The following is a 12,382-nucleotide window of genomic DNA, read 5'->3' on the forward strand; positions in this document are numbered from 1 at the left end:
CCCGCTTAAATGCTCGTCTTCCTAGTCCAAGGATCGTCTTCCCGCTTAAATGCTCGTCTTCCTAGTCCAAGGATCGTCTTCCCGCTTAAATGCTCGTCTTCCTAGTCCAAGGATCGTCTTCCCGCTCAAATGCTCGTCTTCCTAGTCCAAGGTTCGTTTTCTCGCTCCAAGGATCGTCTTCCCGGCCATTAGGAATTATGGGCAAGCCATGGCGAGCCCTAGAATTCCTTATGAGCGCGGGATCCATGGCTAAAACGAATAAAATTCTAAAATATGTTTCCTGATAGATCATCCCAATTGGAATTGTCTTTCTCAATGAGGTCTATCTTCCACCTGCGACACCAATGCTTCAATTGCTTCTCTCGACTGATAGCATTTTCAGCTTGATCATGAGGTTCAAGATAGACAAGCCTATTTACATCATATTTTGCTGTAAATCCTGAAAAAACCTTTGCCCTATGCTGCCAAACACGATTCGACATATTTGAAGTTAGACCTACATATAACGTCCCATTTTTCTTACTGGCCATGATATATACATAAAAACTCTTTTCATCCATTACAAGCGCTCCCTTCCATTAACTTAGGCTTGGAAAGTAGCACAACAAAAGAATTAATGGTGACCCTTTTAAAACCACAAGACACTTTCCTGTTCTCAGAAATTTCATCTCTGGCATCTGTTTGTATGGATCCCGCGATGCCAACTCACTCTACGCCTCACCGGCTTAAGACGCCGATTCGGCTAGAGTTCCTAGGCTCCGGGAAGACGGCTACGAGGATGTAACCCAAGGTTCGTTTTCTCGCGCCAAGAATCGTCTTCCCGGCCATTAGGAATTATGGGCAAGCCATAGACGCGCCGTATCCCAGACGCAAAGTTCGTCTTCTCGGCCCAAAGCTTCGTCTTCCCGGCTCATGGATCGTCTTCCTAGTCCAAGGATCGTCTTTCCGCTCAAATGCTCGTCTTCCCGGCCATTAGGAACTATGGGCAAGCCGCAGGCGCGCCCTTAGAATTCCTTATGAGCGCGGGATCCATACTTAAAAGGCTACTAGAACAGCGTTCCTAGGCTCCGGGAAGACGACTGTGTGCAGATGAACACAGCAATTAGATAGATTACTGAACATGAACACCTATTTCTTAACTGACCGGTTGGTCAACTCCCATAAAAAAAATCAACCCCGCGAAGGGGGTTGATTTAACTGGGCCTTTATAATAATCTTCCTCAATATAATTCATATTGAACGATCGGTCAATAGGGTTTAATATAAAATAAACGGACGAGTCAATTGGTTGCAAAAGTGAAGCAGGATAAAGCAGTTATAGGAGAACAGACCCGAGAGGAGATCTTGGAGGCTGCAAGCTATTATTTTGTTGAAAATGGTTTTGAAGGAACGTCCATCCAAAACGTTGCAGATCGTGCTAAAGTTAATAAAAGTCTTATTTACCACCACTTTCAATCAAAAGAAGAGCTTTGGAAGACCGTAAAGACCTATATCATCAAGAAAAGTACTTTCATGGACTCTTTTATCCCAGATGCTTCTGGGGGCCTACGTCCCTTTCTTGTCCAAGTTATTTACCAGCGGTTTGAAATATATGATCATAACCCGGATCTTCTGCGCATCGTGGCATGGCAGAATCTTGAAAGGGAAAAACAAAAAGAACTTTCAGAGAGTAACAATTTCTCACCTGAAAATTGGCGTCCTGCAATACGAGAGCTTCAAAAAGAAGGACATATCCGCGAAGAGTGGGATCCGGATTTAGTTATTGTCCTGATTATCAGTGCACTTGATGGTGTTCTCAAGGATGAAATCGTTGATTTCAGTAAGGAAACGTCGAAAAAATATACGTACGTTAAAATGGTTGTTGAAGCTCTCTACAAGGCTTTAAAGGTCAAAGAGTAAAGCATCATACAATTTCTGTATTTGAGTTTTCATTGCAGTGGAAGTGTCACCCTACGATGAGGATGTTTTCCTTTAGCCTTATTTTTTCGATCGTTTGAGTTTTGGGCGTAGTTTTCTGGAGCTGTTTTCTTAGCCCTATTTTGCACTACGTTCAGCCTTTGCACTACGTTCAGCCTTTGCACTACGTTCAGCCTTTTCTTCACGTTCGGTCTTCTCTTTGAGTTCAGCCCTAGCTTTACGTTCGGCCTTCTCTCTGAGTTCGGTCTTCTTTTTGAGTTCAGCCCTAGTTTTACGTTCGGCCTTCTCTTTAGCTTTTTTTCTCATTTCGTTTTGAATTTGCTCTTTTGTTTTTGGGCTGATTCCAGAGACTGGAGTCTTTAGAATGGTGATGTTTCCCTTATTAACAGTGAAGTTTAAATTCAAATCACTGCTTCCTTTAAGGTGCGGGAACTCATTTCTTATGTTTCCTTTAACAGTAGTCAGTGCGACTTTTGGGTTCAAGGAAGCAGGCGCTATAAAAGTAGCATTGCCAGAGTCTACCTTTACCTTAAGAGTATCTATTTCTTTTGGATTCGTATTGAAATACTGGATGCTGATGTCCCCATTTTCAAGATGAATATCGGAGCTTCCCTCTACTGCCGATAGATTGATACTTCCAGTGGCTATATGTGCATTTAGGGGGTCAATATGACTATTATTTGCTGTTAGAGAAGCCATTTCAAGTTGGGAGGATAGGCTGCCATTAAAGGCTTGTATATTAAGGTTAGTGCTTTTTCCATTGATATTGAGGCTCACCTGTTCGGGAAGTTCAATATGCATGTTGATCCTGCATCCTCCCCGGGAGACTAACTCATTCATTTGAGAGGGATCTAGTGGTCCTGCAGGGTACGTTTCTAAATTCAAGGTGTTAACATTTTGATTGATCCTCACATCACAGTAACGGTCGGACGATCCACGAGTTGCTCGAATTTTTCCATGAGGTCCAACCGCAGTGGTAATTTGAAGTTCTCCCGCAATGCTTGTAACGTTTACAGTTTCTACAGAGCTGAGATCAAAATTATGCCCGATAACGCCTGGTTCCGCCCAGGAAATGGAGGGAGTAAGAACAGCAAGAGTGAGAATAAAGTATTTTAGTTGATAAACACTCTGCATTTATTTTTTACCTTCTACGTGCATAGCAAGGGAAGCTTCCAGAAATGTGTCCAGATCTCCATCTAAAACCCCTTGGGCATTGCCTTTTTCAACATTCGTTCGGAGATCTTTCACCATTTGATAGGGATGTAAGACGTATGAGCGGATCTGATGTCCCCAGCCAATTTCAGACCTGGTAGACATCTCTGCTTGGGCTGCTTCTTCACGCTTTTGTATTTCTAGCTCATATAGGCGTGATTTTAGCATTTTCATAGCCTCCGCTCTATTCCTATGCTGGGACCTATCATTTTGGCATTGTACCACAATTCCTGTTGGAAGATGGGTAATTCGTACGGCACTATCTGTTTTATTCACATGCTGTCCTCCCGCACCTGAGGCACGATAGGTATCAATTCTCAGGTCTTTTTCTTCGATTTCTATTTGAATTCTGTCATCAATCACAGGATAAATTCCCACCGATGCAAAGCTTGTATGACGACGTGAATTGGAATCAAATGGTGATATGCGTACCAAGCGGTGGATACCACTTTCAGTTTTTAGCCAGCCATAGGCTTTTTCCCCCTTGATGCGTAATGTAGCCGACTTAAGACCTGCCTCTTCGCCAGGACTTTCTTCTATCCACTCCGTCTTGTAACCCCTAGATTCTGCCCACCGGCAGTACATTCTTAAAAGCATTTCAACCCAATCTTGAGCTTCGGTTCCCCCTGCCCCAGCATGAACTTCCAAGAAGCAATCATTCTCATCGGCCTCACCTGATAAAAGGCTGTCTAGTTGCTGACGCTGGACTCGTATTTGAAGATCAAAGATGGCGGCTTCTGCTGTTTCTGTCTCTGCCTGATCGGATTCCGACTCAGCCATTTCCAAGAGAGCCAAATTATCCTCCAGATCTCGTTCAAGAGAATTTATTAAGTCCAATCCTTGCGAAATTGAAGTTTTTTCTTTCATCATGGTTTGGGCTTTATCAGGGGTGTCCCAGAAATCTGGGGCCTCCATAAGTGTCTCTATTTCTTGGAGGCGTGCTGAAGTTTTATCCCAGTCAAAGAAACCTCCTTAGGAGGACCAGAGATTGTCTTATTTCCTTTTCAGCTGTTTCAATTTCTGCGCGCATGTTTACCTCACTGTTAATATATGATCCCAGATCCTGGATCTGATGGAGATATAATAAGCTCTTCCAGGGATTTAGCAGAGGGCATTTCTACAGCTTCTGGCGTTTCTTTTTCCTGAAGCTCGTTTCTTTCACGTTTCGCGTCTTCAAGAAGCGCAAGGGTCCTTTGAATATCTGCTTCAATTTCGTCAAAGGGAACTTCTTTTCCAATAACAAGCAGTTCGTTTTGCCCCTCAAGAGTTGGCTCGGTTCCGGGCTTATAGCCTTCTAGAATCACATTTCTATCTCCGGGACTGGCAATTTTTCCTGTTTCAGGATTCATGCGTTTAAACCGCAATCCTGGAGGGGTGCGGAATGGAACAGGTGTGGTTCCTTTTAGTGCAGCTCTCATGAAGCTCCCAAATATGGGCGCTGCTGCAATGCCGCCGGGCTCAAATTTTCCAAGAGGCCTTGGATTATCATGTCCAATAAAGACACCAACCACTAGATTTGGAGAGAAACCTACGGTCCAAGCATCTCGGAAGTTGTTTGTGGACCCCGTTTTAGCAGCTAACGAAAAGCCTTCAACTTTTCCGCGTCGACTTGTACCATTTTCTACGGCACCTTTTAGGATAGAGACCATTTGGTAGGATTCTGCTGGGTCAGAGATATTTTTACGAATATCAGGGAGCTGGGGAGGGAGTGAACTCGACCATTCTTGAGTCTGGCATTGTTCACATGTTCTCTTATCTTGTCTAAAGATTGTATTTCCGCGTCTATCTTGAATACGATCGATAAAAGTAGGCGTTACCTTCTTTCCTCCGTTGGCAAATACGGCATATGCGGCCGTTAGTCTGAGGAGTGTTGTCTCCCCTGCTCCCAGGGCCATAGCCCATTGAGGAGGAAGGCTGTCATTCACGCCGAAGCGTTTTGCAATTTCTGATATTTTAGCAAGTCCCACATCCTGGGCTAAACGGACGGTTGTAACGTTATGTGACTTTTCGAGCCCCGTTCTTAAAGTGACTTCTCCATAGAATTTTTTGGCTATATTTTGGGGTTCCCATTCTCCAAGGCCATAACCAAGGTCAATTTTTATTGGTTCATCTAGAACAAGTGTGGTGGGTGTGTGGCCTTTTTCTAACGCAGCCATGTAGACGAAGGTCTTAAAAATTGACCCTGCTTGACGCCAAGCTTGCATCGCTCGGTTGAATTCACTGATTTCGTAGCTATATCCTCCTGTGAGAGCCAATACACGGCCTGTATGTGGATCCAGTGCAATAAGAGCCCCCCCAACGTTAGGGATTTGTTGTAAGGAGTACGTTCCAGACTTGCCCCCTTTTAGGGCGTCTACAAGAATGACATTTCCGACTTCCAGAATGACACTGGGATATTTGACTGGTGGCCCCAAATGATGGGATCCATCTGAATCCATTATGCGTCGTCGCGCCCACGTGAGCTCGTTTAAAGGGATGTGTCCCCGGGAACCATCTGCCAAACCGATGGTGACGCCATCACTATGCAAGGATAATACGACAGCCATTTTAAGGGACAACAATCCGGCAGGTGGTTTTAAATCTGCTAGATTTTGAGTCCAGTTAGTTAGTGATATACTTGTATAGGGTCCCAGCCAACCATGGCGCCGATCATAGTTAATCAATCCTTCTCTCAGGGAATCATCGGCAATTTTTTGCAAATAGGGATCTAGGGTCGTGCGAACGACTAACCCTCCCTTATACAGTTCTTGCGAGCCAAAGTTACTCACAAGCTCTCTGCGGACTTCTTCAGAAAAGTAATCGGCCTGCACGATATCTTTCCGATTGGATAGATTTGCTCTCAATGGGGTATTAAGAGCCCTTTCTGCTTCTTCTTCATCAATGAGGCCATTTTGAAGGATGCGTCCGATGACCCAATTTCTTCTATCCAAGGCTCTTTCAGGGTTCCGTACGGGATGATAGTTATTGGGGGCTTTTGGTAGGCCCGCAAGGAAAGCTGCTTCGGCAGTGCTCAATTCATCTAGTGATTTATTAAAGTAGTGGAGAGCCGCGGCAGCGACACCGTAGCAGCCTGACCCTAAATAAATCTCATTTAAGTACAGCTCGAGGATTTTTTCCTTTGTATACGTATTCTCTAACCTAAAGGCGATAATGGCTTCTTTTATTTTTCGTACATAGGAGTATTCATTTCCAATGAGAAAATTCTTGGCCACTTGTTGCGTAATTGTTGAGGCCCCACCGGCACGTCGCTCAGTGGCAAGAGAGAGCAAATTCATAAAAAGGGCTCTAAGGGTACTTACAAGATCTACGCCTCTATGGAGGTAAAAGTTCTTGTCTTCTGCGGCTAAGAAGGTACTGATAACGTGTGTAGGAATAACAGAGATGGGAACAAAGACTCGGCGTTCTTTAGAGTATTCCTGGAAAAGGCGGCCGTCTCCGGCGTAAAGTCGTGTTACGACAGGTGGATCGTAAGTGGCCAATTGTTTGTGGTCTGGCAGATCCCTACTGTAATATGAGAAGACAGCCCAGAGGGTTCCTATTCCCGTGATCGAGATGAGACAAATAAGCATTAGAAATCGATAAAAAAGTTTTTTCATCCTAGATCTTATTTAGATAGAAACTTAACGTTTATATCTTCCTTTCATGTCGTTCGAAAAAATATTTATCCAATGCTGTTAAAAGCTGAGAAGCCACAATGGCTCTAAAGGAAGGCTGTTGCAAACGTTTTTCATCAGCTGCGTTTGAAAGATATCCCAGCTCTAAAAGCATTGATGGGATGTCGGGCGAAGTTAGAACTGCAAAATCTGCAGATCGTTGGGTGTTCTTGCACAATTTAATCTGTTCTTTCACCTCTTTCAGAAACAATCTGGCAAAATGGACAGAGTTATTCATGGTTTCCCGTTGGGCAAGATCTATCAGGATATTGGACACTTCATCAGACTTGGTTGAAAGATCGATGCCAAAAATAATATCTGCTTTGTTTTCTTTTTCGGCTAAGCGTTCTGCTTCTTCGTCCGAAGCTTCCTTCGATAATGTATAGATTGAAAGTCCCGAGATCTTGTGGTCGATATTAGCGTCTGCATGAATAGACACAAACACGTTTGCTTTTTTTGCACGGGCAAAGGCCACTCTTCTTCTAAGTGGGACAGAAACATCTGCATCTCGGGTGAGATAGACTAAGTACCGACCGCTTAATTCTAGGTGATTTTTAATCTCACGGGCAAAAGCAAGGGTTATATGTTTTTCAAGAACGCCTGTTTTTCCGGCAGAACCTGAGTCTCTTCCTCCATGTCCTGGATCCAAGATGACAATACGTTTTTTTTCATGGAGCAGTGGCCCAAGTGTTGATATGGCAGTGATTGGCTTTTCTTTCGGCTCTATCTTGGATAAATAAGAGTCTTCTTTCTTTTTGGAGAGTTGCTTGGGTTTTATAGGTGGTTTAGTGGCTTCTACCTTAGTTTCTTGACTTTTTAGGGGGGCAGAACCTGCCAAGTCTATGACCAGGCGAGGATGAACATATTTTCCACTTGGAGGAAGGGTAAAGATTTTTTGAACCTTCGTATTTGGCTTCACCTGCAAAACGAGAGTGACACCTTTTGGTTCGAGGCTTTTCCAGTCAAAAGCTAGTATACGCCCCTCCGGTTTATGAAGGGTAGGAAGCGTCCCAGAAATGTCTGGAAGTTGAAATTTAATTTCGGTCCCGTCAGTTGTCGAGATAGCTTTATATGAGGTAAGTTTTTGGCTAAGGTCCAGGACAAATCTTGTTTTTTCTTTATCAACGCCGACCCTGATAGATTCAATTTGGACTGAGGCAAAAGACAGCGAGGGGAATATTATGGCAAAGCAACATATGAGGAAAATTTTTGATACTTGAGACTTACTGAACGACAAAATTCTCACCCCTATGCTTAAACGCCTTAGCTAATCACACCAGTAAGTAACACTATTTCCGTTTGAAACTCAAAGAAATTAGTTGGGTGCATCTGTTTTTATTGTCCAAAGCGGATTTTTGGTAAAAATGACTTTTTGGTGGAGCCAAGGACTTCTTCATGAGCCAGGTTCGTTTGTATATCAGTTGCCCTTCTATATCCAGGTGTTCCCTTTTTCAAGTGGTGCAATGCCCTCTTTGCTTGTTGAAGAGCTCTTTCCTTATTTTCCCTAGTATGACCAAGTAGGGCTTGTTCGCTCAATGAAAGGGCAGCCATTCCAATGTTGTTTTCTCGACCATAGGCAATGGCTAAAAAGTGCCAGGCCTGACCAAAGTCATTTTCTTTTTGGAGGGCTTTCGATAATTCAACACGTGCACGTTGATTGGCGTCCGCAGTATTCATCTCCAATAGAACATGAGCCAATGCAACTTGAATAAGAGGGTTATTGTCAGAAAGGGTGAGGGCTTTTTCAAGAGCACGGAAGGCTTTCACCTTTTCTCCAGCTTCAAAAAGAATCTCGCCTTTTAATTCCCAAAGATACGGATCTTCAGGATTGGAAACTAAAAGTGCATCGATCAAATTCGTAGCTTGGGAAAGGTTTCCCTGGCGATAGGTTGCAATTGTACGGGCATACTGTGACAGGAAGCTTTTATCACTTTCTTTGTGTAGAGAGAGTGTTCTAGAGGGTGAGTCGAGATAGGCCTGCAACTTTATCTTCATTCGTTTATGGCTATTTTCGAAGTTCCGGGACATGGTTGAACTTTTAATGGGAGACTTTTTGTACTGATTTTCTACAAAATCCAGTCTTTCTTGAGTCAAGGGATGGGTTCTTGCGTAGGGATTCTGGCGAGATTCAGGAAGAAGTTCCTGGTCTTTAATCTTATCGAAAAATTCTAAGAATCCCTTCAAACTCCACCCTAATTTGTCTAGATATTTCACCGCAGCTTGATCAGCAGAAGCCTCTCGTCCACGACTATAGTGGAGCATACTGCGTTGGGCGACTTGTGCGCCACCAAGGAGGGAGGCTGTGGCGACGTCGGGACTTCCTGCAAGGAGACCTAAGGCTCCCCCTAAAAGTCCCATAGCCATGGCTGGTGTTGTCATTTTTTTAAGGTCAGCCTCTTGGCGGACCGAATGGCCTCCGGATATGTGTCCCACCTCATGGGCAAAAACGCCAACTAATTGAGACGGTCCATCCGTATTAAGAATAAAACCTGTGTTAATAAACAAGGTACTTCCAAGCCCGGCACTTGCATTCAGTTCGGGGTCGACAATGATGTATATTTTGGCGCGCTCTGGGTTCATACCAGCAGCCGTAACAATTGGATCCAGATAACTTTTTAGAATGCTTTCAACTTCTGCATCTCGAATCATGGTACCGGTCTTAAATTCGACAGCATGTAATTGATTGCCCAGTCCAAACAGGGTCAAGAGAAAAAGGGCCGTTACGAATCGTTTCAAAAACATTGTCTATTTCTCATAAGGCTAATCGAGCAATCTTTGCCACCAACCTTTACGGTCGTCTCCCCCATCGCCTCCACTGGATACATTAACATCGGAGTCCGAGGTAGCTGCTGCATAGGGTACCTTTTCATCTTTAGTGGAGCTTTCTTTGCTCTTTTTTGGTGAAGACTTGCCTCTTGGTTTACTCTCCGCTTCCTGGCCGGTTGTTTCGGAAGATTTTACGGGCTGTTTCCGAGCCGTAGATCTGGAAGAAGACTTCGAGGGCGTCTTTTTAGCTTCCGAATCGGAGCTTTCCTTCCTTGGAGCATTCTTTTGAGACTCTGCAACCAAAGGCACAATGGTATCTCCTTCGAAATCGCTGACGGTAAAAGGCGACCCCTTCACTTCCTGGTTAGCGCCAGAATCCTTCGGTTGCTCTCCTTCTGGTTTTTTGCCAGTTCTGTGCCTTCTACGCGGGTATAAATTAGCACGCCTAGGAGAGCTTCGTTCAGTTTGTGGGGTCTGAGCAGACTTTTCAGAGGCTTCAGCCTTTTCTTGGGTAGGCTGAGCGCTCGTATCAGAGGTTTCTGCTTCTGTCTTCGTATCCGTATGGGGGCGTGTTCGACGTCCTCGCCGTGAGCGCTTTCTTCCTTGTGATTTAGTGGAACCCTTTTCAGCTAATTTTTTGCTGCTTTCTGGCAGTGTTTGTTCTCGCGTGTCTAGAATGATCCCCATTTCTTCGGATTCAATTAAAAAGTCAGGAGTAACAAACGAGTCATGATGCATAATCGATATTTTAAGGCTGTGTCTTTGTTCTATGTCCGCAAGGGCTTGTCGTTTATAGTTCAAAATATAGAGAACAACATCAACAGGCATTTTGACAGAAAGTTCTTTGGATTTACCTTTTAAGGCTTCTTCTTCAAGTGTGCGAAGGATCTGCACTGCTGATGATTCTACGGAGCGTATGAGCCCAGTTCCTCTACAGCTAGGACAGGGTGATGAGTGCATCTCCATAATGCTGGGTCGGAGGCGTTGTCTAGACATTTCTAACAGGCCAAAGGAACTAATTTGGCCAATTTGAATGCGGGCCCTGTCGTGGCGCATGGCCTCTCTGAATGTACGCTCTACTTTGCCAATATGACTTCCCTCATCCATATCGATAAAGTCAATTACAATGAGGCCTGCTAAATCTCTCAATCGTAGCTGTCTCGCGATCTCTTTCGCGGCTTCGAGATTGGTGTTAAAAGCAGTTTCTTCGATATGTCTTTCTCTGGTTGCGCGCCCAGAGTTTACATCGATAGCCACCAGAGCCTCAGTCGTATCAATGATCAGATATCCCCCAGAGGACAGATGAATAACAGGATTCAGCATGTCATGAATCTGTGTTTCAATTTTATATTGTTGGAATAAGGGGGCTTTCATATCCTGATACTTAACGACCTTTTTTGCATTGCTAGGAATGATTTTTTTTGCAAATTCCTTTGCCCGAGTGTATCCATCTTCTCCTTCAACAAGAATTTCTTTTATATCATTGTTATAAAGGTCTCTAATGGAGCGTCGAATGATATCTGCTTCTTCATAAATTAAAGCGGGAGCATTGGACGATAAGGTTTGCTCACGAATCTCATTCCACAACTTTAAAAGATAATCCAGATCACGCTTGATTTCAGGCTTAGTCCGTTTTTTGCCCGCTGTACGTACTATGACGCCAATGGTGTCGGGTAGCTTGAGTTCATCGACGATAGACTTTAATCTTTTACGATCATCCATATCGGTGATTTTGCGAGAAATACCGGAGCCTCTGATTGCGTTGGGCATAACAACACAGTATCTGCCTGCGAGGGATACAAAAGTTGAAAAGGCCGCTCCCTTCGTTCCCCGCTCTTCCTTTAGAGCTTGTAAAAGCATGACCTGATTGTTTTTAATTACTTCTTGAATTTTGTAACGTCGATGCAAAGGAACAAAGCGAGATTTGGTCTTTTCTTCCGGATCAGAATCCTCAGTGCTTTCCTCAGTTTCCTCCTCAGAGGCCTTTTTGGTGGGTTTCTTCTTTGCTTCTTTCTTTTCGTCTACGTCCACTTCTTCCTGTTTGTCTGAAACTGGAATGCGAAAATAGTCAGGGTGAATCTCATTAAAGGCCAGGAATCCATGGCGATCGGCGCCATAGTCCACAAAGGCTGCTTGCAAAGAAGGTTCGACTCTTACGACTTTTGCAAGATATATGTTGCCTTTGATCGTCTTCTTTCCAGACGAATCAAAATCAAATTCTTCAAGTTTATGTCCATCGACGATTGCCACCCGAGATTCCTCAGGGTGGGTCGTATCGATGAGGATACGTTTTTCCATAATTGTTTCGACTCCGTAAAGGGCTTGGCCTTTTCAGCCATAGGCTGAACAAGGGCTGCACCGTTATTTAAAAACAAAGCCCCCAACAGATAGTCGGATAATTTCATAAGAAAGACGGGGAGAAAAAGTCTCATGTCTCAACACCTTCTTGATTTTTTCCGCTTTGAATCATTAAAAATGACCTAAATTTCATCCGCTTGGGGCTCCAAACTATACGTTCATATCTGAACTTTACTGGCTGCTATGACTTCCAACTTCTTCAAACACTGAGCTTCCCCATCTAAGGGAGAAAGTCGACCGCAGTCCACGTATAAACTGTTATCCCTGACACACTACTGTGACTTGCTCTCAAGAACAACGAAAATCGCCGTTTTAACGTTTTTTTTTTCTTTGGTGCCCAGGATCCGCGATAGAGAATTAAAAAAAGCTCTGAGAGCGAGGAAATAGCTGGAAAAGGAGAGAAAAAGGGTTACACTCTTTAGGTGAAAACGTAACCCCTTCTTAAGAAATATAATTATGAAACTACCATCATTTTC

The 12,382-nt window shown here is 43.9% G+C and carries 9 protein-coding genes; 1 reads left to right on the plus strand and 8 read right to left on the minus strand.

The window, feature by feature from the left end; all coding sequences use genetic code 11:
- Nucleotides 1–266 precede the first annotated feature (266 nt).
- Nucleotides 267–560 carry a GIY-YIG nuclease family protein gene (locus HOL16_03420; GenBank protein MBT5389744.1) on the minus strand — a complete coding sequence of 98 codons (294 nt, stop codon included), beginning with the start codon at nucleotides 558–560 and terminating at the stop codon, nucleotides 267–269.
- 267 nt (nucleotides 561–827) lie between these two features.
- Complete coding sequence (locus tag HOL16_03425; GenBank protein ID MBT5389745.1) at nucleotides 828–989, minus strand: hypothetical protein; 162 nt, start codon at nucleotides 987–989, stop codon at nucleotides 828–830.
- A 307-nt stretch (nucleotides 990–1,296) separates the two neighbouring features.
- Here HOL16_03425 and HOL16_03430 point away from each other — a divergent pair, with 307 nt between their 5' ends.
- Nucleotides 1,297–1,899, plus strand: coding sequence for a TetR/AcrR family transcriptional regulator (locus HOL16_03430; protein ID MBT5389746.1), 603 nt, complete (start codon nucleotides 1,297–1,299; stop codon nucleotides 1,897–1,899).
- Nucleotides 1,900–2,034: 135 nt separating this feature from the next.
- On the opposite strand, the gene HOL16_03435 is transcribed toward HOL16_03430, so the two are convergent.
- The 6 genes from HOL16_03435 to HOL16_03460 form a co-directional block, all read right to left on the minus strand.
- Nucleotides 2,035–3,051: a hypothetical protein gene (locus tag HOL16_03435; protein MBT5389747.1), complete on the minus strand. Its 1,017-nt coding sequence runs from the start codon at nucleotides 3,049–3,051 to the stop codon at nucleotides 2,035–2,037.
- Nucleotides 3,052–4,159 (minus strand): peptide chain release factor 2 gene (locus HOL16_03440; GenBank protein ID MBT5389748.1). Its coding sequence is split into 2 segments (ribosomal slippage): nucleotides 3,052–4,089 and nucleotides 4,091–4,159, totalling 1,107 coding nucleotides; the frame shifts between segments, so codons are not numbered across the junction.
- Between the two features lie 13 nt (nucleotides 4,160–4,172).
- The gene (locus HOL16_03445; protein MBT5389749.1) at nucleotides 4,173–6,698 is read right to left on the minus strand and encodes a penicillin-binding protein 1A; all 2,526 of its coding nucleotides are present in this window, start codon (nucleotides 6,696–6,698) and stop codon (nucleotides 4,173–4,175) included.
- A gap of 58 nt (nucleotides 6,699–6,756) precedes the next feature.
- The gene (locus HOL16_03450) at nucleotides 6,757–8,019 is read right to left on the minus strand and encodes an N-acetylmuramoyl-L-alanine amidase (protein ID MBT5389750.1); all 1,263 of its coding nucleotides are present in this window, start codon (nucleotides 8,017–8,019) and stop codon (nucleotides 6,757–6,759) included.
- Between the two features lie 98 nt (nucleotides 8,020–8,117).
- Complete coding sequence (locus HOL16_03455) at nucleotides 8,118–9,524, minus strand: M48 family metalloprotease (protein MBT5389751.1); 1,407 nt, start codon at nucleotides 9,522–9,524, stop codon at nucleotides 8,118–8,120.
- Between the two features lie 18 nt (nucleotides 9,525–9,542).
- The gene (locus HOL16_03460; GenBank protein MBT5389752.1) at nucleotides 9,543–11,846 is read right to left on the minus strand and encodes an Rne/Rng family ribonuclease; all 2,304 of its coding nucleotides are present in this window, start codon (nucleotides 11,844–11,846) and stop codon (nucleotides 9,543–9,545) included.
- Nucleotides 11,847–12,382 lie beyond the last annotated feature (536 nt).

This window comes from Alphaproteobacteria bacterium (genome assembly GCA_018662925.1).
Classification (GTDB): Bacteria; Pseudomonadota; Alphaproteobacteria; order 16-39-46; family JABJFC01; genus JABJFC01.